The sequence below is a fragment of the Kribbella sp. NPDC051936 genome (assembly GCF_040680955.1).
GTDB lineage: Bacteria > Actinomycetota > Actinomycetes > Propionibacteriales > Kribbellaceae > Kribbella.
The window spans coordinates 361,068-381,315 of sequence record NZ_JBFAXS010000003.1; the positions used below are offsets into that span (position 1 = coordinate 361,068).

The following is a 20,248-nucleotide window of genomic DNA, read 5'->3' on the forward strand; positions in this document are numbered from 1 at the left end:
GGCTACCGGGACCCGGGCGATGCTGGCCCGGGTGGTGCCCACGGCCGCGGCATGCTCAACGCCGGCCCGGGGTACGGCGGCGGAAGCTGCGGGTTGCCGCCCGCGGAGCGACAGCGCCGGAGACTGCCCTGGTCTGGACCGACTGCGCTCGGCGGGCCGTGCGCGCCATCATCAGCCGCCCGACCAAGGGCCCGTTTCGACGCATCTTGCACCGCGGCCCTCGACTCGCCGCCACCGGACAGAACCCCACGCACCCCAGCACGATCTTGCTGCAAGGCGCTCTCCCAAGACGTGCCGATTCCCCGGCCACGACACCGGCGATTCCCTTGCCTGCAAGGGATTCCGGAGTCTTGCGGATTTGGCTGTAACCGGATCGTGATCTACAATAGAACACATGTTCGATACCGATCTGGATGATCTCGACACCGCGGACCTGCTCGCCGCGGCCGCCGAGTGCGCCCAGATCGAGAACCGCGCCGCCACCCGCATCCTGGAAACCGCGCTCGCCTACGCCGACCGCAACGCCGTCGCCGAAGGCTACGAACCCCTCCCCGGCTACGAACGCGTCCTCGTCTACGGCGGCGACGGCTGCCCCGGCGTCGCCGAATTCGCCCCGATCGAGTTCGGCGCCGTCCTCGGCATCTCCAGCGGCGCCGCCAGCTCCCTCATCGGCGAGGCCCTCGCCCTGCGCCACCGCCTCCCCACCGTCTGGGCCGCCGTCCTGTCCGGCACCGCGATCGCCTGGCGCGCCCGCAAAATCGCCCACGCCTGCCTGACCCTGTCCCAAGAAGCCGCCGCGATCGTCGACCGCCGCGTCGCCGCCATCATCAACACCGTCACACCCAGAAAACTGGCCGCCATCACCACCGCCGCGATCTGGGAAGCCGACCCAGAGCAAGCCCAGGCCAACGCCGAAGCCGCCGCCAAGACCCGGGGCGTGTTCGTCTCCCAATCCGACGACCACGGCACCAAGAGGATCTGGGTGCGTGCAGCGGCCGGCGACGTGATCCGCTTCGACGCCAAGATCGACGACCTTGCGCAAGCCCTCAAAGCCCTCGGCGACACGGACACCCTCGACCAACGCCGCGCCAAGGCTGTCGGCTGGATCTCCGATCCCGAATCCGCCCACCACCTCATCGAAGTAGCTCGCCACCTCGCCCGCATGCAACCCACCAACACCTGGACCGCTCGCACCGACGAGACCACCGGCGACACGACCGGTGGTGACGGTTGTCCGGTGACCTCGGACCTCAGCGACTTCGAGCAATCCCCGCCGGTCGATGAGCCCGCCGACGTCGACCACATGGCGAGCAAGGCTGCTGGTGCGGTGGCCGGTGAGCCGACTGGTGCTCAGGTGACCGACGGCATCATGACCGACTCGGTGGCTTACAGCACGGTGGCCGGTGGCGAGGCCGAGGGTGCGGACGGGTTCACTCGCCAAGCGCTGGCCGGCACGCTGGCGGCCCGGTTCGCCGCGATCAAGCGCGACGCCTACAGCACTGGCCTCGGCGCGGTCTCCGGGCGGCGTAACCGCCACATCCTGTACGTGCACCTCACCGACAAGACCCTGGCGACCGGCGCCGGGGTGCTGCGGGTTGAGGAGCTCGGTCCGCTCTTCGCCAGCCAACTGACCGAACTGCTTGGCCACGACCAGGTGGTCGTCAAGCCAGTGATCGACCTGCACGACCAGGTCAGCGTCCACAGCTACGAGATCCCGGATCGAATCCGCGAACGCGTTCGTCTGCGTCACCCGGTCGACATGTTCCCGTACGGCGGCGGAGAGGCCACCACCCGGATGGACCAAGACCACATCAGGCCGTACAGCCACGCCGCGCGACCAGCGCAGCATTCAGCACCGGCCAAGCCGTCAGCACCGGCCAAGCCGTCAGCACCGGCCAAGCCGCCGGGGCGATCGAGCGCGCCGGACCGTACCGCCCCGCCAGGCCGAGCCGCCTCAGCGGATCGTGCCTTTCCGCGCAGCCGAACCAGCTCAGCGGATCGCACCGGTCCGCCCGGTCAGACACGCCCGCCTGGCCGCACACGCCCGCCGGAACGCACCGGGCCGCCGGGGCAAACCAGCGTCGACAACCTCATGCCCCAGAGCCGACTCCACCACCGCGCCAAAACCTTCGGCGGCTGGAGGAACCGACGCCTGCCTACCGGCGCCATTGAATGGACCAGCCCTCACGGCTTCCGCTTCCTCGTCGACCACAATGGCACCCACCAACTCCCACCACGACAAACCCGCAACCGCAAACCCGGGCCGCGCCCGGGCCCATGAGCACACCAACCGGCTCGGTAGCCCGTACCTGCCGTACGGAGTGGTCGGGAGGGGAGCGGCGCTGCAACATCGCCCTCGGAGCCGGCGAGCCGAGAATGTCGCCGACAGCTCGCAGAGACGATGCCGGGCGGCGTACGGGAACGCCCTGATTATCGCCCGAAGACAGGTCCGCACCCACCAGATTCCGGACCTGGGCGCTCGCCAACCCGCCCCCCGGTGCTTCATGCCTCGCGAATCAGCGTTTACCCGTGGTGTCGGCGGCCCACCGCGCGGACCGCATTGGCCTCGCAAACGCGCCGATCCGGATCCGGCCGTAGCGGTTCAGTGGGACGGGTCTGCGGCTCGGGCGGCTTGTTCTATTTGGCTGCGGTGGGCGGTCCAGTCGACGTCGGGGTCGGTGTTAGTGGCGTTGTCGAGTTGTTCGCGGAGGATGTCGGCCTGGCCGGCGTGGCGGTTCGATTCGGTGAGGACGTGGACCATCACGTTGAAGAGCATGACGTCGGGGCGCGGCCACCAGGGGACGGTGGCGCGGGCGTCGATCGGGAGTGCGGTGATGGTGGCGTCGGCGTGCTCGCAGGCGCGGCGGTAGTTGGTGAGGATCTGCGCGCGGGTTTCGTGTTCTCTGACCCAGAGATGGTCGTGGTTCGCGTATCCGGGATCGGTGAAGCTGGGGAGCGGGTCGGCGTACGGCCGATCGAAGATCTCGCCGAGATAGCGCGCCTCGGCGATCGTCAGGTGCTTGATCAGGCCGAGCAGATTCGTACCGGTGTGGGTGAGCGGCCGGCGTACGTCGTACTCGGACAACCCGTCGACCTTCGCCACGAGCCCTTCACGTACCCAACGGAGAGCATCGTGCAGATAGGTCTTCGCGAAGTCGTCGATCACACCGCCCATACTCACCCGACGCGGGGTCGCGCCGGTCGGCATTCGCTCGTCCACCCGCGCTGCACGCGGCGATCTCTACACCAGGGCGCCGTGATCAGTCCGGCGCTCCTCACGCCGGTCGCGTTCAGCCCGGCGGCGCAGGCGGCCTGCCGGGGCAGTTCCTGTGGGCGCCCGGCAGCTGGCTACACCCGGCGAGGCCGGGTGCGGGTCGCCGGCCTGCTGGTCGGTGACGGGTGCCAGTTCGCAGCTTGTTGGGGCGGCCGACTGGGCCGGGTGGTAGCTGGCATCTGGGGCGTTGGCCGGAAGCGAGCGTGGCCCTGAGTGGGGTGGGTAGCTGGTCTGGTGGTTGGGGGCGGGTGCCGGTTCGCAGCTTGTTGGGGCCGGCTGGCTGCGCGGGGTGGTAGCTGGTACCTGGGGTGTTGGCCCGAAGGGAGCGTGGCCCTGAGTGGGGTGGGTAGCTGGTCTGGTGGTTGGGGGCGGGTGCCGGTTCGCAGCTTGTTGGGGCCGGCTGGCTGCGCGGGGTGGTAGCTGGTACCTGGGGTGTTGGCCCGAAGGGAGCGTGGCCCTGAGTGGGGTGGGTAGCTGGTCTGGTGGTTGGGGGCGGGTGCTGGTTCGCAGCTTGTTGGGGCGGCTGGCTGCGCCGGGCGGCAATTGGCAGCTCGGGCGTCGGCCGGGAGCAACCGTCCGGCGCTTAGTGGGGTGTGTGCGGGGCGCCGGCCTGCTGGTTGGAGGCGAGCGTCAGCTCGCAGCTGTGGGCGGCAGCTGGCGACAGCTGGCGCGGGATCTCCCACGTCGGCCGGGACAAGTGTGCCGCGCTGAGCCCCGGAGCTCAGGAGAGTGGGGAGGTCGAGGAGCGGAGCGACGAGGAAGGGCTTTCGGCTTGGGTTGGGGCTTAGTCCTCGACCAGTTCGACCGTGGCGGCGTGGCGTTCGGCCAGGGCGTGGTAGACGGTGGCGTTGTGGTCTACGAAGAGTTTGGCGGTGCCGTCGAGCGGGACGATTTTCTTGGCGGGGCTGCCCATGGCGACTGACTCGGGTGGGATGACGGCGCCGGGGGTGACTGTTGAGCCCGCGGCGATGAGGGAGCGGGGGCCGACGACGGCTCCGTCGAGGACGATGGCGCCGTTGCCGACCAGGGCTTGTTCGCCGATGGTGCAGTCGTGGACGAGGCACTGGTGTCCGACGGTCGCGTTCGGGCCGATCTCGCAGCCGTTGTGGCCGACGTGGATGACGGTGTTGTCCTGGATGTTGGCCCCGGCGCGGATCGTGATGGTGCCGAGGTCGGCCCGGAGCACCGCGCCGTACCAGATCGACACCCCGGCCTCGACAACCACGTCGCCGACGAGGGTCGCGGTCGGCGCGATCCACGCGTCGGGGTGCACGGTCGGGCGCTTACCTTCGAACGAGTACAGCGGCATGCGCCACACCCTAGTCAGTGATCGTGATCCCGGAAATCGGCGTACCGGGCGGCAGGTCGCGGATCTGGCTGTGGATCTGCCCGAGGATGTTGAGCGACACCACGAAGTCCATCACCTCGACGTTGTCGAGCGCGATCTCGCCGCCGAGCTGTGGCGGATGCGCGAACGAGTAGACCTGATCAGGACCCGGTACGACGCCTTGGTCCGCGGCACCAAACGCGAGACCGGCCAGCAGGTACTGATCCTGACCGTCCTCGGTGTTCAACGAGTCCCGCAGCTCGTCCGTGAACGTCCGGGTCAGCTCCATGACCGCGAGCCTAGCCTCCAACTAGGGTGAGCGGATGCTCAAACCAGTCGCCGGGTTCGCAGCGTTCGGTCTGTTCTGGGGTGCGTGGGGTGCGATCCTGCCCGCGATCCGCGCCGGGGCCGGAGTGAACGACGGCGAGCTCGGTGTGGCGCTGCTGATGATCGGCCTCGGGGCGCTGCTGTCGATGCGGCTGACCGGATACCTCATCGACCGGTACGGCGGCATGGTGCTGCCCGTCGTCATGGTGCTGTTCGCGCTCTGCGGCGTACTGCCGGCGCTCGCTGGTTCCGTCGTCTCGCTGAGCGCCGCACTGTTGTTGCTCGGAGCAACTTCTGGCGCGACGGACGTGGCGATCAACGCGGCCGGATCGCATGCCGAGGCAGACACGGGACGCCCGGTGATGAACCTTGCCCACGGCATGTTCTCGGTCGCGGTCGTGGTGGCGAGCCTCGGGACGGCGGGGCTCCGCGCCGCGGGTGTCGGCGCGCTGCCGGTGCTGGGCGGTGCGGCGGCGCTGATCGTGGTCACGGCGGTCGTCGCCCTCGCTCCCGGAGCAACCCGCACGGTTCGGACGACGCCCACCGAAAAACGCGCCCGGCTCCAGCCCGTACTGCTCGTGCTCGGCGCACTGTGCGCGCTCGCGTACCTGGTCGAGAACGCCTGGCAGAGCTGGAGCGCTGTCCACCTCGACACCTCGCTGGACGCCCCGGCTGGTCTGGCGTCGATCGCTCCGGCGGTCTTCGCCGCGGCGGCCGCGACCGGCCGCTTCGCCGGCAACGCGTTGCTGAAGCGCATCCAACCGGTGCCCCTCCTGGTCGCGGGCGGTCTGGTGGCCGCGATCGGAACGCTCGTCGCGGCCGCGGCGGGCAACCCGTGGACGGCGCTCGCCGGTATCGGAATCGCCGGTCTCGGTACGTCGGTGTGCGCGCCGACGATCATCGGCATGGCCGGGGCCTGGGCCGGGCCGGAGCGTCGCGCGGGAGCGATCGCGGTGGTGACCACGATCGCGTATCTCGGTTTCCTGGTCGGCCCGGCCGCCGTCGGTGCGCTCTCGTCCGCCTGGTCACTGCCGGCTGCCCTGGCGAGCGTCGCCGTACTGGCGGTGGTCGTCGCCGCACTCGCCCCAGTGGCGGGAGGGCTGGCGGCTTCGCCCAACGGTGAAAGGGATGTGAAAGAGCCCGGGACGAGGCTACGGTGACAGGATCGATCGAGGAGGGTGGCATGACGGAGATCGCGAAATCGGGGGCCGCGGTGATCAGCCGGGCCGACGGGCGGGACGACGGTGAGGAGTGGACCGAGAACTACACCGAACTTCCGGGTGGTGCCGGAGTCTCGCTGATTCTCGAGTCGACCACGCAGGAGGGCGTCGGCCCGCGGCTGCACCTGCACCCGTACGCCGAGACGTTCATCATCCGGCGCGGTTCGGCGACATTCACCGTCGACGGCGAGGAGATCATCGGCAAGGCCGGCCAGATCCTGGTGGTCCCGGCCGAGACCCCGCACAAGTTCCGGACCGGCCCCGGCGGCTACGAAGCGGTGCACATCCACGCCAACCCGACCTTCGAGACCACCTGGCTGGAGTAGCTACTCAGGCGGAGTGAACGCGGCCAGCAGGGTCGCGGTGATGTACGGCGCTGCCTCGTCGGAGGTGATCCGGCCGGCCTGGATCTCGGTCGCGGCGCCGTGCATCACGTTGTGCATCACGCTGACCAGCCACGATGTCGGCAGGTCGGTCCGAAACACTCCTTCGCTGCGGCCGCGTTCGAGCAGCTGCTCCACGCGCGCCATCGGATCGGCGTGCAAGTCGCGCACACGGCCGGGCGGCAATGCGTCCTGAGCCGCGATCAGCAGCGCCCGGTACTGGTCGACCAGGTGCCAGCTCGACGCGATCAACCGGGTCAGCGCTTCCCGCGGGTCTCCGGTCAGATCGACCTGCCCCAGCGTCTCCTCGCCGGTCGCGATCGCCTGCACGAACACCGCGTCGACCAGTTCGGCCCGGGACGGGAAGTGCCCGTACAGGGTCACGCGGCCGACGCCGGCCGCCTTCGCGATCTCCGACGTACTCACCGCCGGATCACGACTCAGACACTCGGCCGCGGCGGTCAGGATCGCCGTGATGTTGCGCTGCGCGTCCGCGCGCCTGGTGGTGACAGCCATCCGGGACCTCCCTGATCTTGAACACCACTGTACGAATTCCTCTTGTCGAACACCAGTGTACGAGTTACCGTACGAACATAACCCGTACACATCTGTTCGACTTAAGGACGAGACCATGACTCAACCCGACCCCCGGCGGTGGCGACTGCTGGGGCTGCTCGCCATCGCGCAGTTCATGCTGATCCTCGACGTCACCGTGGTGGCGATCGCGCTGCCGAACATCGAGACCGACCTCCATCTCCAGCGCGAGACCCTGACCTGGGTGGTCAGCGCGTACACGCTGATGTTCGGCGGTCTGATGCTTCTCGGCGGTCGCGCCGCCGACCTGTTCGGCTCCCGCCGTGTCGTTCTGACCGGCCTGCTGGTGTTCACGCTCGCGTCGCTCGTCACGGGACTGGCCAACGGGCCGGAGGTCCTGCTGGGCGGCCGGGTCGCGCAGGGAATCGGCGCCGCGATGCTCTCCCCGGCGGCGCTGGCCGTCGTCACGAAGACGTTCGACGCTGAGGAGCGCAACAAGGCGCTCGGCATCTGGTCGGCGATGGGCGGTGGCGGCGCCGCGATCGGCGTACTGCTCGGTGGTCTGCTCACCGCAGGCCCCGGCTGGCAATGGGTGTTCTACATCAACCTGCCGATCGGCCTGGTCGTGTTCGCCTTGCTGGTCCGGATGCTGCCGACCGACCATCCGAGCGAGCAGCCGGGACGTCTCGACGTACCGGGTGCGCTGCTGGTCACCGCCGGCACCGGTACGGCGATCTATGCGCTGATCAACGCCGGCGACCACGGCTGGCTGTCGGCCGCGACGCTCGGCACACTTGCCGGAGCCCTTGGGCTGTACGGCGTGTTCGCCTGGGTCCAGCGCACCGTGCGGTCACCGCTGATGGACCTGCGGATCTTCAGCCGCCGTCCCGTCACCGCCGGTACATTCATGATCCTGGTCGCGACGGCGCTGATGATCTCGATGTTCTTCCTCGGCTCGTTCTACCTGCAGCACTTCCAGGGGTACGGCGCCCTGCGCACCGGCCTGCTGTTCCTCCCGGTGGCGGTCGCCGCGATCGTCGGCGCTCAGGTGGCCGGGCACCTTGTCGGCCGGACCGGTGCGCGGCCGATCGCGATCGCCGGGTTCCTGATCACCGCGGCGGGCGTGGCTGTCCCCGCGATCTGGGAGGGTACGGCCGTGATCGTGATCGGGATGACCGTCGGGACGGTCGGGCTCGGCGCCGCGTTCGTGGCGGCGTCGACCACGACCTTCGCGCAGATCGACCACCGCGAGGCCGGGCTGGCGTCCGGGATCCTCAGTACGTTCCACGAGTTCGGCGCGTCGCTCGGCGTCGCCGTCGTGTCGAGTGTCGCGGCGGCGAGTCTCGCCGGGACGGTGTCGACCGGTTTCACCCGTGGGTTCACGTTCGCCGCTGTCACCGCCGCGGTCGCGGCAGTCCTCGCGCTGGTCGTCGTACCGGCGTTCAAGCCTTCGACCGGAGGGGTTCATGTCCATTGAGATCCGCCGTGCTGTCGTCGCGGATGCGGCAGCAGTGCACACGATGCTGGGGGAGCTGGCCGACTACCAGGACCAGGGCGCGTACATGACCGCGAGTGTCGCGGACTGGCAAGGATTCCTCGGGCGTGAGGAGGTGGTCGTGCTGATCGCGGAGGTCGACGGCGACATGGCAGGGTACGTTTCCGCGCTGCGCCGGCCGTACCTGTGGGTCGGTGGTGATCAGTTGGCGTTGGACGATCTCTACGTCCGCGAGCAGTTCCGCGACGCCGGTGTGGGACGGCAGCTCATGCTGGCGCTGGCCCGGTTCGCGTTGCCGGACCGGCTGCCGATCAGTTGGGGGCTGCGTCTGGAGAACACCGCCGGATACCGCTTCTACGAACGCCTCGGCGCCAAGCTGGTCACGAAAACCGTGGCCGGCTGGAGCCCGGAGGCGTACGAGCGTCAGCTGAGCGAATAGGTCGCCGCGACCGGAAGGTGGTCGGAAGCGAAGCTCACCGGGACCGACACGGCGGTCGTCACCAGCTGCGCATTGTGCAGCTGGTAGTCGATCCGCTTGGTCGGCAACGGCGCGGGGCTGGTGAGTCCGAGCCCGAAGCCCTTCTCCGGCCAGGTGTCGGTCCAGTGCGTCGTCAGCGTCCGGACCTCGGTCGACGTCGGTACGGCGTTGAGGTCCCCGACCAGCAGCGTCGCCTCCGGGGCGTCCTTCAGCAGCGCGACGATCGCGTTCACCTGCTCCAGGCGCTCGCCGTCGTTGATCGTCGTCAGGTGCGTGTCGGCGAAGCGCAGCGGCGTACCGTTCACGTCGATCATGGCCTCGAGCAGACCGCGCTGCTCACTGCCCGCATGCAGCGGCAGCAGGGTGTTGCGGGAGTCGACGATCGGGTACTTCGACAGCACGAGCGTCCCGTACTGACGCCGCGGCTTGCCCGGTTCGGCGGGGTCCCAGTCCAGGTTGGCGGCGAAAACGTAGTTCATCTGCAACCGCGCCGCCAGCCAGGCCGGCTGGTCCACCCAGTTGCTGCGCGCGTCGAAGAACTTGTCGACCTCCTGCAGACCGACGACCGCGGCCCCCGACGCCTCGATCGTCTTCGCGACCCGCTCCAGATCGAGCTTGCCGTCGACGCCGGCGCCGTGGTGGATGTTGAACGTCAAGGTCTTCACGGTCGTAGCCTCCACCTTCGCGTGCGCCGTCAACGGTGACACGACTAGAAGTAGGCATCCGGCCAGCGCGGCAAACATCCCCGATCGACGCATGACGCAGAGTTTTTCCGGGCATCGGGGTCATTTCCGGTGTGGAAGCTCAGCGCCCTCCGGCTTACCGGAACGGCATGGTCGTCCGGCGGGCCGCTTCCTAGCGTGAGTTCGGTGCGCAGAACCGTTCCGCCGCAGACCTACTTCGTCGTCAGCGCCGTGTTCCACTACCTCGGCCCCGCGCTGGCGGTGCTGCTGTTCGTCCGCATCGAACCGCTCGGCGTCGCGTGGCTGCGGATTGCCTCGGCCGGACTGATCTTCGCTCTCTGGCGTCGTCCGTGGCGGGCGTGGCGAGTGCTGTCCGGCCCAGCCCGGCGGCTGGTCGTCGGGTGGGGCTTCGTCCTTGCGCTGATGAACTCCTGCTTCTACTTGGCGATCGAACGCATCCCGCTCGGTACGGTCGCCGCGGCCGAGTTCGCGCCGGTGATTGTGCTCGCGGCCATCGCGGTGCGCAGCTTTCGGAACGTGCTCGCAGTGTTGCTTGCCGTGGCCGGCGTCTGTCTGCTGACCGACATCCGCCTGTCCGGCGACTGGATCGGGCTGGTCTTCACGGCGTCGAACGCGCTGCTGTTCGCGGCGTACGTCGTCCTCGGGCATCGCGTGTCGAGGACGGACGGCCTGCGAAGGATCGACGGGCTCGCGCTGGCGATGGGTACGGCGACGGTGCTCGCGCTACCTGCCGGCGTCTGGGCGGCGGTCCCGGCGTTCACCGACGTCAGGTTGCTGGCCGCTGCCGTCGGCGTCGGGGTGTGCTCGTCGGTGATCCCGTACGTCGCGGACCAGTTGGCGATGGCGCGGCTGAAGCGGTCGACGTTCGCGCTGATGCTGGCGTTGCTGCCCGCCACGGCGACGGTGATCGGTGCCGTCGTCCTGCGACAGATCCCGCAGGCCGCCGAACTCGTGGCGGTCGCGATCGTCGTCGCCGCGGTCGGGCTGCATCGCGAACCTAGCTAGGCCGGACGTTGTGGTTGCCGGCGAACACGTTTTCCGGATCGTACTCACGCTTCACCGCCGCCAGCCGTTCGTACGTCGCGGCCGGATAGACCGCGGCGACGTCGGCGTCCCCGGCGTCGGACAGGAAGTTCGCGTAGGCACCGTTGACGTGCGGGCTCAGGCGATCCCACAGCTGCTGCCGGGCCGGGCGCGTCGCCTCGATCACCGGCGGCGGCCCGATCGTGGTGGTGATGAACATCAGGTCGGCCCGGCGGTGCGCGTACGCCGTCGCGTCGTCGGCGACCTGCGCCACCGCGCCGCCCATGCTGCGGACGGCGATGACCGGCGCACCCTGTGCCGTGCCGGCCTCGGCGAGGATCCGCAGCACGTCCGGCACGGAATCCTTGTCGACAAAGGCATTCCGCGTGACGAGCCGGATCCCGGGCGGCGGCACCATGCCGTCCACGAGCACCTCGGCGTACGGCGTCAGCGCGACCTCGTCGGCGATCACGGTACCGAGCGCGCGGATCGGGTCGATCGCCTGCGCGGCGAGGTCCGCGTCATCACCGTCGTACGCGACCTGGATCTCCAGCGGCGCTTCGGGGCCGCCGAGGAACGGGTTCGCGAACGACGCGATCGAGGTCAGCTCCGCGGGCGCGGTGCGCAGGTACTCGGCCCAGCGGGGCAGCACATCCGCGATCTCGGCGGCCGGGAAACTCACCTTGCCGAAGAAGATGTCCGTCGTCGGGTGCGCCGCGAAGTCGAACGCGGTCACGATCCCGAGGTTTCCGCCGCCGCCGCGAACCGCCCAGAACAGCTCGGGGTTCTCGTCCGCGGACGCCCGGACGACGTCGCCCCCCGCGGTCACGATCTCCACCGCGACGAGCGAGTCCAGGGCGAGCCCGTACTTGCGGACCTTCCACCCGATGCCGCCGCTCAGCGTCAGCCCGCCGACACCGACGCTCTTGGTGTCACCCGACGAGATCGCCAGCCCGTGCGGCGCCAGCGCGGCTGCGACCTGGCCCCAGGTGGCGCCGCCGCCGATCCGGACGACGTGCCGCTCCTTGTCGACGAGCTCGACGCCGGCCAGCAGGCCGAGGTCGATCACCACCCCGCCGTCGTTCGTCCCGAATCCTGGGAACGCGTGTCCACCGCCGCGCACCGCGAGCGGCAGGCCGCTGTCCGCGGCGTACCTGACGGCCTTCCGGACATCCTCGACGTTCGCGGGCCTGAGGACGTACGCCGGGGTGCCCCCGACCAGCACGGTCCGGCTCGCGGCGTCGTACCCCTCGTCCTGCGGTCCGACAATCTCTCCAGCGAATCCTTCGACTACAGCGCTCATGACGTTCCTTCGTGTTTGCCCTCATCGAACAAACACCTGACGCCCGCCGGGGCCCGGATGTGACGTGACCAACCAGACATCACAGAACCCGGCCCTATTTCGTCTGCGCTGTCGATTCCCGGGCGGTCCGGTCGACGCAGAGGTAACAGTCAACTGTGAAGGGACTTTCGACATGAGTACTGCGACGCTCCCGGCCACCCGGATCTCCACCCGCGCCCTGCTCACCGGCGGTGCCATCGCCGGTCCGCTGTACGTCGCGACCTGGCTGATCCAGGCGTTCACCCGGGAAGCCTTCGACATCACCCGGCACCCGGCCAGCCTGCTCGCGAACGGCGGTCCGGGGTGGATCCAGACGACGAACTTCATCGTCAGCGGTCTGCTCACGATCGCCGCGGCGGTGGGCCTCCGTCGCGCGATGCCTCCCGCGTCCCCCGGGCGCGTGTGGGGTCCGCGGCTGGTGGCGACGTACGGGGTCGGGCTGCTGCTGGCCGCCGCGTTCCCGGCCGATCCGGGCGCCGGCTTCCCGGCCGGTACCCCGGCCGACTACGCCGAGATCAGCACCCGCGGCATGGGCCACTTCGTCGCCGGCACGATCGGCTTCTCCGGCCTGATCGCCGCCTGCCTGGTGTTCGCCGCCCACTACCGCGCCCTCGGCCGCCGCACCTTCGCCCGCTTCTCCACCGTCACCGGCATCCTCTTCTTCGCCGCCTTCGCAGGCCTCAACGCCGGCGCCGGCAGCCGCCCCACCATCATCGCCTTCGACCTCGCGGTGATCCTCGGCTGGACCTGGCTCACCACAATCACCCTCGACAAGCGCTAGGGGGAGCGTTGCCGGCAAGCTCGACAGGTAGTGCACCCGCGAGACGGCGTACACGCAATCGGATTCACGCTCAGGTGCACTACCCGAATTGCTGATACATCCTGTCGACCTGCAGGTTTTGAGCGGTGCCGCTGGCTCCCGTTCCCAGGCTTGGGTCACGTTCAGCGCGACGGTTCGACCTTCACGTGGCACCCGCTCCACGACTGCTAAGAAAGGCAGGTGCGGAGGGCGTCGATCAGGCGGGTGGCTCGGGGGTCGCCGTGGCCGAGCATGCGGTTGGCTGTGTAGGCGAAGGCGATGCCGTGGTCGTCGTCGCCGAAGGCGAACTGGCCGCCGGCGCCGTCGTTGCCGAAGCTGCGGGGGCCGAGGGTCGGGCGGAAGGGGGAGTCGAGCAGGAAACCCGAGCCCCAGCGCGCGCCGGCGTCGAAGCCGAGGAATCCGGCACCGGAGGAGAGCTCACGCACCGCGTCGCCGACGGTCTCGGGGGACAGCAGCCGCGCGGAGCCGTCGATGCCGGTGACGGCCGCGGCGTACACGCCGGCCAGACCGCTCGCGGACGCGACCGCACCCGCCCCGGGCAGTTCCATCCCCAGCAGGTCGGGATCGTTCCAGCCATGCGGTACGTCGAGACCGGGGAACTCGAGCGCCCCGTTCATCGTGACGATCCGCATCAGCAGGTGCTCAGGATCGAGCGCAGGCGGACGCCCGGGAGCCTCCTCCAGTCGCGCCAGCGTCGGCAGCTCCGCGGCCGGCAAGCCGATCCACGCCCGCAGCTCGAGCGGGTCGCCGATGACGGTCCGGAAGTACGCCCCGGGCAGCTGCCCGGTGATCCGCCGGACGACCTCACCGAGCACGAACCCGAACACATGCCCGTGGTACTCGAACGCCGTCCCCGGCTCCCACAGCGGCTTCTGCTCCTCGATCGCCTTGACCACCGGCATCCACGCGGCGATCTCCTCGAACGTCAGCGTCGTGTCCAGCACCGGAATCCCGGCCCGGTGACCGAGCACCATCCGGCACGTGATCGCGTCCTTGCCCTCCGCAACGAACTCCGGCCAGTACGTCCCGATCGGCGCGTCCAGATCGAGCCGCCCTTCCTGCGCCAGCAGGTGGACGACGACGCTCACCGGCCCCTTCGCGCAGGAGAACACCGGTACGACGGTCTCGCGCGTCCACGGCCGCCCCGGCGCGGCATCCCCGTCCCAGAGCTCGACCACCCGGCGCCCGCCGGCGTACACGCTGACCGCCGCACCCAGCTCGGGGAACAGCGAGAAGTTCTCCGTGAAGGCGTCCGCGACCGCGCCGAACCCGTCATCCGCCCAACCCTGACTCATGGGCACGACGATAGATCCGGCACGGCCGCGGCGACGATCGAATTACGGAAGGACCCACTTCTGGTTCAGCGCGCTGTTGCAGGTGTTGAGGATCAGCTTCGTCCCGTTGGCGGTGGACCCGCCGGTTGCGTCGAGACAGAGCCCCGAGGCGGCGTTGACGAAGGCGCCGTTGGTCTGTGGGATCCACCGTTGACCGGCCGAGTTGTCGCAGCTCCACAACACTGCCGGCGTGTTGACGGCGGTCCCGCGCGCGGAAAGGCACTTGCCCATCGTGCGGATGGTGCCGTCGTCGGTGGACGGGGTCCACTGCTGGTTCACGGAGCCCTTGCAGGTGTAAAGCGTCGTCGGCGTACCGTCTGTGGTCAGCGCCTGGTAGACGTCGATGCACTTGCCGCCGATCCCGGTCGCGGGGCCGGTGTCCTGGAACACCCCGAACTCCCAGAAGGAGTAGTAGCTCCCGGCAACAGCTCGCTTCGTCGCGACGATCCGCACGTACCGCGCGTAGTTCGCCGCGAACTTGATGTTGTCGGTCCCGCCGTCGCCGCCCACGCTCGACGCCACCGTCTTCCACGTGCGCCCACTCCCGGACACCTGGATCTGGAACGCCTTCGCGTACGCCGTCGACAGCCAGTTCATCATCACCCGGTTGACGACCTGCACCGAGCCGAGATCGACCTGGTACCACTGCGGGTCCGTCCGCGCGCTCGACCATGCGGTGCTCATCGAACCGTCCACGGCCTTGGACGCCTCACGCCCGGCGACATAGACGCTCGAGGCGACAGCCGGCCGGCCGCGGGCGAGGTTCCGCTTGAGGCCGAAGGCGGCCCGGTACGTCGCAGCCGTCGCCGGCGCGATCAGGTTGTGATCGCGCGCCCCGCCGTCGGACCACAGGCCGAACCGGTAGAGCTGGTTCGCGACGTTCTGCACGGGATCCGTCGCGACCGACACACTCGAGCCGATGATCGTCGTGGCACCGAGCGGACTCTTGCCGCTCTTGTCCTGAACCGTCACCGGCAGCCCGGCCGGCGTTGTCGTGAACGTCGTCGTCACCGTCTTCGGATCGAGCCGCACGCTCTTCGAATCGGTCAGCCCCTGAGCGTCCCGCGCGGTCAGCTTCAGTTCGAGGTACGACGGGTACTCGTGGTCCGGCGCCGTGAACGAGCCGCTCGCCCCGCTCAGTGAGGTGATCGTGTGCGTGTGGCAATCGCTCGGGCAGTGGTGCATGATCAGCGACCACGTCAGCGCGGACGCCGGTAGCGTGCCCTGCTCGGGATCCGTCGCCGAACCCGAGAAGTTGATGGTGTCCCCAACCTTCCAGGTGAGCGCCGGACCGGGGGACGTGATCGTCGCGGTCGGCGCGGTGTTGGCGACGTTGATCTGCGTCGACGTCGTACTGCTCGCCGTCCCGTCGGACACCCGTAGGCGCGCGGTCACAGTGCCGGTGGTCGTGTACGTGTGCTGCACGGTCGCGGCCGTCGAGTCGTCGTACGCCCCGTCGCCGTCGAGGTCCCACGCGTAGGTGAGCGCATCGCCGTCGGCGTCGTTCGACGCGGTCCCGTCGAACGTCACCGTCAACGGGGTCGGCCCGCTCGACGGGTCGGCCTGGATCACCGCGGTCGGCGGGTTGTTGGTGCCGTTGTAGACGTAGCGCAGGATCCGGCCGTTGTCGTAGTCGACCGTGAAGAGGTCGCCGCCGGGGCCGGTCTGCAGACGCGTCGCGCCGTACCCGGAGGCGAAGAGCTGGATGTTCGCGGGGTCCGGGAGACCGTTGCTGCCCTTCATCATCGCCCACACGCATTTGCGGCTGTAGTCGGTGAAGAACAGCGCACCGTCGTACGTCGACGGGTAGTTCCCGCCCTTGTAGAAGGACAGTCCGGAGATCGACGAGCTGCCGGCGGTGCAGGTGTTGGCGATCTTGTCGGCGTGCCGGTAGGCGTAGTACGGCGCGGCGACCGCGGACGAGCCGGCCGCGTACAGGTTCTCGCAGATGGAGACGTTCGCACTGTCGTACCCGGGCTGGCGGGCGGCGCCTTCGTAGCACGGCCAGCCGAAGTTCGTGACGCCCGCGGTCGGTACGACGATGCGGTCGATCTCCTCCCAGGTCGAGTACCCGACGTCGCCGATCCACAACTCGTTCGTCCCCGGCCGGAACGTGAACCGCATCGGGTTCCGCAGGCCCTCCGCGACGATCCGGCGCGCGTTCAGGTCGGGGCTGGAGATCAGTGGGTTGTTCGGTGCGGCCTGCCCGGTGTCGGGGTCGATGCGGATGATCGAGCCGTCGAGGCTGGCCGGATCGCCCGCGGTTCGCAGGTCCTGAGCGCGCAGCGCGCCGCCCTCGGCGGTCGGCGGCAGGAGTGTCGCGCCGACCGGCGCAGGCCCGTCGCCACACGGGTTGTCGGGTGTCACGTCGGACGTGGTGTAGCCGTCCTGCCCGTAGTCGACGTAGTTGAAGCTCGCGCCGTCACCGCCGCCGGCGTACAGGTAGCCGTCCGGGCCGAACTCGATCGAACCGATCGAGTGGCTCGGGTACTGCTGGCACCAGTCCTCGACGAGCACCTGCTCCGCGCCGTTCGCGTTCAGCACCGAGAGCCGTGCACTGGCCTGGCAGCCGTCGGCGGTCGGACCGGGCGGCGACGGGCACGGGTCGGCGTCGGTGTCCGGCGTACCCCACTTCGGAGTCGGCCCGCCGATCAGGCCGTCGTGCGTGTACAGCACGTAGATCCGCGGATCCGTAGGGAAATCGGGATGCAGCGCGAGACCGAGCAGCCCGCGGTCCCAGTAGTTGTGCACCTCGGTGCGCAGGTCGGCGTACACACTCGGCGTCGGATCGTCGAGCGAGTCGAAGACCTTGATCAGGCCGCTCTTCTCGGCGACGAACACCCGGCCGTCCGGCGAGAACGCGACGTTCGTCGGACTGTCGAGCCCGCTGAACACCACTTGCTCACTGAAACCGGTGGGCGTGACTGCAGCCCGTGCCGGTGTGGTCGCGACGACCGGCAGCAGCAGTACCACGCACAGAGTGGACAGCGCACGGCGCAGCCACTGGGCAGATATCCTCACGAAGCCCCCCAGGCCGAAGTTCCGGCGCCCGTCCCCACAACCCCCTGCGGGCACTCGGATCGCGCCAGGATGACGTCCGGCACAGATGCTGCGCAAGCCCCGGCCCGTATTCGTTTCGAACAATCCACCGCGCGGTCACTCGGCCGGTCGGACCGGGCACACTGGGCTGATGATGCGCAGCGTTCGGGAGTTGCCGACGGGCCCCGGCGTCTACCGTTTCCGGGACGACGCCGGGAAGGTCCTGTACATCGGGCGCGCCCGCAACCTGCGCCGGCGCGTGCAGTCGTACTGGGTGCATCTCGGCGACCGCCCGCATCTGCGCCGGATGGTGCGGCGGATCGCCCGCGTGGAAGGTGTCTGGTGCGACTCCGAACACGAAGCGGCATGGCTCGAACGCAATCTGCTCGAACACTCCAAGCCGCGCTGGAACCGGACCGAGGGCGGCGCGGAGGTGGTCGGCTACATCCGGCTCGGCGACGCAACGAAACCCGGCTTGCGGTTCGAGCACCTGATCAGCGGGAATGCGCTGCATTTCGGTCCGTACCTCGGCGGGTTGCGGATCCGGCAGGCGATCTCCGGTCTGCACCGGGTGCTGCCGCTGCAGTACACCGTCGCGGGTGACGGTTCGGCCGAGGAGTTCGGGCGGCTGTTCGGGATCGGGCCGGGGGATCGGGACGCGCTGACGCGCACCGCGATCGCTGTCCTGCAACGGGATCCGGCCGCGGTCGGGGCGTTGCGCGACGAGCTGGTCCGGCGGCGTGATCGGGCGGCGGGGGAGTTGCGGTACGAGTTCGCGGCCAAGGTGCAGGGCGAGATCGAGGCGCTCGACTGGATCTGTTCGGAGCAGAAGGTCGCGTGGCTCGAGCCGCAGGACGCGGATGTGTACGGGTGGGCGGACGGCGTACTCGTGCGGTTCGAGCTGCGCGGCGGGCGGATGTGCACGTGGACGCAACGCGCGGCCGGCGCGGCGGCAGCGCGGAAGCGGGTCGCCGAGACGCCGGAGTTGTGGCGGTCGTTCGCGCGGCGGAACGCGGAGCTGGCGGCTCGCCTTCTCGGTGAGTGACTTCCCGGCTACTTAGCATGTTGGGCATGACGCAGCCCCCGGCACCGCCGAACCAGCCGCCCGGTCCGCCGTACCCAGGGTTCCCGCAACCTGTCCAACCGCGCCGGACTTGGGTGCCGTTGGTGATCGTCGGCGGTCTCGTGCTGGTGCTCGTCGGTGTGATCGCGACGGGTCTCGTGCTGTTCCTGAACCGCGACGACGCGAAGCCCGCAGCCGACAGCTCGACCCCGGCCGCTCGGACCAAGCCGTCCGACCCGACCGCTGTCGAGTTCCGCCGGGTCCTGACGGCGAAGCCCGGCACCTGCCCGACCCCGGCATCATCGGGGACGGCGTGCGACGACAAGGGCACCCGCTACACGCTCGGCAAGGTCGAACTCAACGGCAGCAACGTGTCCGAGGTGAAGGCGGCGATCCAGGAGAACGGCGCCGGCGGCTGGTACGTCGGCCTGACGCTCGACGCGGAAGGCGCCAAGCAGTTCGAGCAGCTGACCGCGGCCGTCGCCCAGCAGCAACCGCCCGCGAACCAGTTGGCGATCGTGGTCCACGGCCAGGTCGTCGCCGCGCCGTCCGTCCAGTCGGCGATCTCCGGCGGCCAGATCCAGATCTCCGGCTCCTACACCCGCGACACCGCCCAGGAGCTCGCCGCCAAGATCACCGGCTGATCTTCCAGTGCTTCAGGCGGCGGTACCTCCTGGGTCGCGTCCTCCGCCCGCCGCCGGTCACCGCAGAGCAGGTACGCCGGGCGCCACCTGGCGTCGCGCCGGCGCGGGATTCGGTTGCATCAGCGGTTCGTGACCTCGAAGGCGACGATCGCGGCGGCGACGGCGACGTTCAGCGACTCGACGCCGGAGTGCAGCGGGATCTGCAGGTCGGAGTCGGTGGCCACCGTGACACCATTGGTCTCGCCGCCGAGCACGTACACCGCGCGCGGCGCGAGCTCGGCCTTGAACAGCGAGTCCTGCGAGCGCGCCGACAACCCGTACACGTGGTACCCGGCGGTCCGCAGTACGTCGACCGCGGCCTTCGCCGTCGACGTGTTCACGATCGGCGCCTGGAACGCGACCCCGGCCGACGCCTTGATGACGAGCGGCCCGACATGCGGCGTACCGGCCCGGGGGAGGATCACCCCGTCGAACCCGGCGCCGGTCGCGGTCCGCAGGATCATGCCGACGTTTCCGGGATTGGTCACGCCGTCGAGCAGGAAAACGTTGGTCGGCCGTTTTCCGCGCGCCCGCACGAACTCCTCCAGCGGCGTCATCCGCGGCGCGTCCACGTCCGCGACCACGCCCTGGTCGTGCTTGCCGTTGCCGGCCAGCCACTTCACCCGGCTGGCGGTCGCCCGCTCGACCGGCGTTCCGTACTTCTCCGCCGCCCGCAGGATCTCCTGCATGGACTGTCCGGTCGCGTTGTCCGCGAGGACCACCTTCGCGACCGAGAGCTTCGGATCGTGCAACGCCTCCAGGACAGGCTTGCGCCCGTAGACCGTGATCCACCTGTCCCGCGGCGACTTCTTCGAATCCACCCGCCTACCGTAGCGCCGGGTTGGTCGCCTTCCCGTCCAGCCAGAGCATGTTGCTCGGGTCGCCGTGCGGGCCGGGGCGGCCGACGTGCTTGTCGCTGATCTCCGGCCCGTTCTTGATCACGTGCACCAACGCCATGCCGTGCCCGCGGCCGAGCTCGTAGTCCGCCTTCAGCCAGTCCAGGATCACGCCGGATTTCACCTCTGCGGCGCCGTACCCCCGCTGGTGCGCCTCGTCGACCAGCTCCCGCGGGGTCTTTCCGGTCTTTTCCTCGATCTTGTCCAAGTACGCCTGGAACGACATGGTTCTCCTCCTGAGTGGTCGTCGTACACCAGGGCGTCGAACGAGCCGGCCTGGAATCGACACGGCAGTTTGCCGGATGT

The 20,248-nt window shown here is 69.5% G+C and carries 19 protein-coding genes; 9 read left to right on the plus strand and 10 right to left on the minus strand.

Annotated elements, in window-relative coordinates; translation table 11 throughout:
- Positions 1–394 precede the first annotated feature (394 nt).
- On the plus strand, positions 395–2,281 hold the full coding sequence (locus tag AB0L64_RS11940) for a DUF222 domain-containing protein (protein ID WP_363710148.1): 1,887 nt from the start codon (positions 395–397) through the stop codon (positions 2,279–2,281).
- A 321-nt stretch (positions 2,282–2,602) separates the two neighbouring features.
- Here AB0L64_RS11940 and AB0L64_RS11945 read toward each other — a convergent pair whose 3' ends face one another.
- From AB0L64_RS11945 to AB0L64_RS11955, 3 genes are all read right to left on the minus strand, one after another.
- Positions 2,603–3,220, minus strand: coding sequence for a DinB family protein (locus AB0L64_RS11945; RefSeq protein WP_363710149.1), 618 nt, complete (start codon positions 3,218–3,220; stop codon positions 2,603–2,605).
- Between the two features lie 838 nt (positions 3,221–4,058).
- Positions 4,059–4,583: a gamma carbonic anhydrase family protein gene (locus tag AB0L64_RS11950; protein ID WP_363710150.1), complete on the minus strand. Its 525-nt coding sequence runs from the start codon at positions 4,581–4,583 to the stop codon at positions 4,059–4,061.
- Positions 4,584–4,593: 10 nt separating this feature from the next.
- A complete protein-coding gene (locus AB0L64_RS11955) occupies positions 4,594–4,890 on the minus strand; it encodes a T6SS immunity protein Tdi1 domain-containing protein (protein ID WP_363710151.1) in 297 nt (98 codons plus the stop codon).
- Between the two features lie 34 nt (positions 4,891–4,924).
- On the opposite strand from AB0L64_RS11955, the gene AB0L64_RS11960 reads away from it, so the two are divergent.
- Both AB0L64_RS11960 and AB0L64_RS11965 read left to right on the plus strand, forming a co-directional pair.
- Positions 4,925–6,088, plus strand: a complete 1,164-nt coding sequence (locus tag AB0L64_RS11960; RefSeq protein WP_363710152.1) for an MFS transporter — start codon at positions 4,925–4,927, stop codon at positions 6,086–6,088.
- Between the two features lie 23 nt (positions 6,089–6,111).
- Positions 6,112–6,474, plus strand: a complete 363-nt coding sequence (locus AB0L64_RS11965) for a cupin domain-containing protein (RefSeq protein ID WP_363710153.1) — start codon at positions 6,112–6,114, stop codon at positions 6,472–6,474.
- Here the strand turns inward: AB0L64_RS11965 and AB0L64_RS11970 are convergent, their stop codons facing one another.
- Positions 6,475–7,047 (minus strand): TetR/AcrR family transcriptional regulator, encoded by a 573-nt coding sequence (locus tag AB0L64_RS11970; RefSeq protein WP_363710154.1) that lies wholly within the window; start codon positions 7,045–7,047, stop codon positions 6,475–6,477.
- Positions 7,048–7,162: 115 nt separating this feature from the next.
- Here AB0L64_RS11970 and AB0L64_RS11975 point away from each other — a divergent pair, with 115 nt between their 5' ends.
- Positions 7,163–8,542 (plus strand): MFS transporter, encoded by a 1,380-nt coding sequence (locus tag AB0L64_RS11975; protein ID WP_363710155.1) that lies wholly within the window; start codon positions 7,163–7,165, stop codon positions 8,540–8,542.
- Entirely contained in the window at positions 8,532–8,999 is a 468-nt protein-coding gene (locus AB0L64_RS11980; RefSeq protein ID WP_363710156.1) for a GNAT family N-acetyltransferase, read from the plus strand. The genes AB0L64_RS11975 and AB0L64_RS11980 overlap by 11 nt, the downstream gene beginning before the upstream one ends.
- On the opposite strand, the gene AB0L64_RS11985 is transcribed toward AB0L64_RS11980, so the two are convergent.
- On the minus strand, positions 8,984–9,703 hold the full coding sequence (locus AB0L64_RS11985; protein ID WP_363710157.1) for an endonuclease/exonuclease/phosphatase family protein: 720 nt from the start codon (positions 9,701–9,703) through the stop codon (positions 8,984–8,986). The genes AB0L64_RS11980 and AB0L64_RS11985 overlap by 16 nt on opposite strands.
- Before the next feature lie 204 nt (positions 9,704–9,907).
- On the opposite strand from AB0L64_RS11985, the gene AB0L64_RS11990 reads away from it, so the two are divergent.
- On the plus strand, positions 9,908–10,747 hold the full coding sequence (locus AB0L64_RS11990; RefSeq protein WP_363710158.1) for an EamA family transporter: 840 nt from the start codon (positions 9,908–9,910) through the stop codon (positions 10,745–10,747).
- Here AB0L64_RS11990 and AB0L64_RS11995 read toward each other — a convergent pair.
- On the minus strand, positions 10,740–12,068 hold the full coding sequence (locus tag AB0L64_RS11995; protein WP_363710159.1) for an FAD-binding oxidoreductase: 1,329 nt from the start codon (positions 12,066–12,068) through the stop codon (positions 10,740–10,742). The genes AB0L64_RS11990 and AB0L64_RS11995 overlap by 8 nt on opposite strands.
- Before the next feature lie 172 nt (positions 12,069–12,240).
- Here AB0L64_RS11995 and AB0L64_RS12000 point away from each other — a divergent pair, with 172 nt between their 5' ends.
- Positions 12,241–12,888: a DUF998 domain-containing protein gene (locus AB0L64_RS12000; RefSeq protein WP_363710160.1), complete on the plus strand. Its 648-nt coding sequence runs from the start codon at positions 12,241–12,243 to the stop codon at positions 12,886–12,888.
- Between the two features lie 206 nt (positions 12,889–13,094).
- Here AB0L64_RS12000 and AB0L64_RS12005 read toward each other — a convergent pair whose 3' ends face one another.
- Both AB0L64_RS12005 and AB0L64_RS12010 read right to left on the minus strand, forming a co-directional pair.
- Positions 13,095–14,222: a serine hydrolase domain-containing protein gene (locus AB0L64_RS12005; RefSeq protein ID WP_363710161.1), complete on the minus strand. Its 1,128-nt coding sequence runs from the start codon at positions 14,220–14,222 to the stop codon at positions 13,095–13,097.
- A gap of 42 nt (positions 14,223–14,264) precedes the next feature.
- Entirely contained in the window at positions 14,265–17,234 is a 2,970-nt protein-coding gene (locus AB0L64_RS12010) for a PQQ-dependent sugar dehydrogenase (protein ID WP_363710162.1), read from the minus strand.
- A gap of 217 nt (positions 17,235–17,451) precedes the next feature.
- Between AB0L64_RS12010 and AB0L64_RS12015 the strand changes: the two genes are divergently transcribed.
- Positions 17,452–18,345 (plus strand): GIY-YIG nuclease family protein, encoded by an 894-nt coding sequence (locus AB0L64_RS12015; protein WP_363710163.1) that lies wholly within the window; start codon positions 17,452–17,454, stop codon positions 18,343–18,345.
- 26 nt (positions 18,346–18,371) lie between these two features.
- On the plus strand, positions 18,372–19,007 hold the full coding sequence (locus AB0L64_RS12020) for a hypothetical protein (RefSeq protein ID WP_363710164.1): 636 nt from the start codon (positions 18,372–18,374) through the stop codon (positions 19,005–19,007).
- A 119-nt stretch (positions 19,008–19,126) separates the two neighbouring features.
- Here the strand turns inward: AB0L64_RS12020 and AB0L64_RS12025 are convergent, their stop codons facing one another.
- Positions 19,127–19,867, minus strand: coding sequence for an RNA methyltransferase (locus AB0L64_RS12025; protein ID WP_363710165.1), 741 nt, complete (start codon positions 19,865–19,867; stop codon positions 19,127–19,129).
- 4 nt (positions 19,868–19,871) lie between these two features.
- A complete protein-coding gene (locus AB0L64_RS12030) occupies positions 19,872–20,168 on the minus strand; it encodes a DUF4287 domain-containing protein (protein WP_363710166.1) in 297 nt (98 codons plus the stop codon).
- Between the last annotated feature and the right edge of the window lie 80 nt (positions 20,169–20,248).

What these genes read in the sequence shown, in the direction of transcription:
- AB0L64_RS11940 (WP_363710148.1), top strand. Translation starts at nt 395, where the DNA reads ATGTTCGATACCGATCTGGATGATCTCGACACCGCGGACCTGCTCGCC.
- AB0L64_RS11950 (WP_363710150.1), bottom strand. Translation starts at nt 4,583, where the DNA reads ATGCCGCTGTACTCGTTCGAAGGTAAGCGCCCGACCGTGCACCCCGAC.
- AB0L64_RS11955 (WP_363710151.1), bottom strand. Translation starts at nt 4,890, where the DNA reads ATGGAGCTGACCCGGACGTTCACGGACGAGCTGCGGGACTCGTTGAAC.
- AB0L64_RS11960 (WP_363710152.1), top strand. Translation starts at nt 4,925, where the DNA reads ATGCTCAAACCAGTCGCCGGGTTCGCAGCGTTCGGTCTGTTCTGGGGT.
- AB0L64_RS11965 (WP_363710153.1), top strand. Translation starts at nt 6,112, where the DNA reads ATGACGGAGATCGCGAAATCGGGGGCCGCGGTGATCAGCCGGGCCGAC.
- AB0L64_RS11970 (WP_363710154.1), bottom strand. Translation starts at nt 7,047, where the DNA reads ATGGCTGTCACCACCAGGCGCGCGGACGCGCAGCGCAACATCACGGCG.
- AB0L64_RS11975 (WP_363710155.1), top strand. Translation starts at nt 7,163, where the DNA reads ATGACTCAACCCGACCCCCGGCGGTGGCGACTGCTGGGGCTGCTCGCC.
- AB0L64_RS11980 (WP_363710156.1), top strand. Translation starts at nt 8,532, where the DNA reads ATGTCCATTGAGATCCGCCGTGCTGTCGTCGCGGATGCGGCAGCAGTG.
- AB0L64_RS11995 (WP_363710159.1), bottom strand. Translation starts at nt 12,068, where the DNA reads ATGAGCGCTGTAGTCGAAGGATTCGCTGGAGAGATTGTCGGACCGCAG.
- AB0L64_RS12000 (WP_363710160.1), top strand. Translation starts at nt 12,241, where the DNA reads ATGAGTACTGCGACGCTCCCGGCCACCCGGATCTCCACCCGCGCCCTG.
- AB0L64_RS12005 (WP_363710161.1), bottom strand. Translation starts at nt 14,222, where the DNA reads ATGAGTCAGGGTTGGGCGGATGACGGGTTCGGCGCGGTCGCGGACGCC.
- AB0L64_RS12015 (WP_363710163.1), top strand. Translation starts at nt 17,452, where the DNA reads ATGATGCGCAGCGTTCGGGAGTTGCCGACGGGCCCCGGCGTCTACCGT.
- AB0L64_RS12020 (WP_363710164.1), top strand. Translation starts at nt 18,372, where the DNA reads ATGACGCAGCCCCCGGCACCGCCGAACCAGCCGCCCGGTCCGCCGTAC.
- AB0L64_RS12030 (WP_363710166.1), bottom strand. Translation starts at nt 20,168, where the DNA reads ATGTCGTTCCAGGCGTACTTGGACAAGATCGAGGAAAAGACCGGAAAG.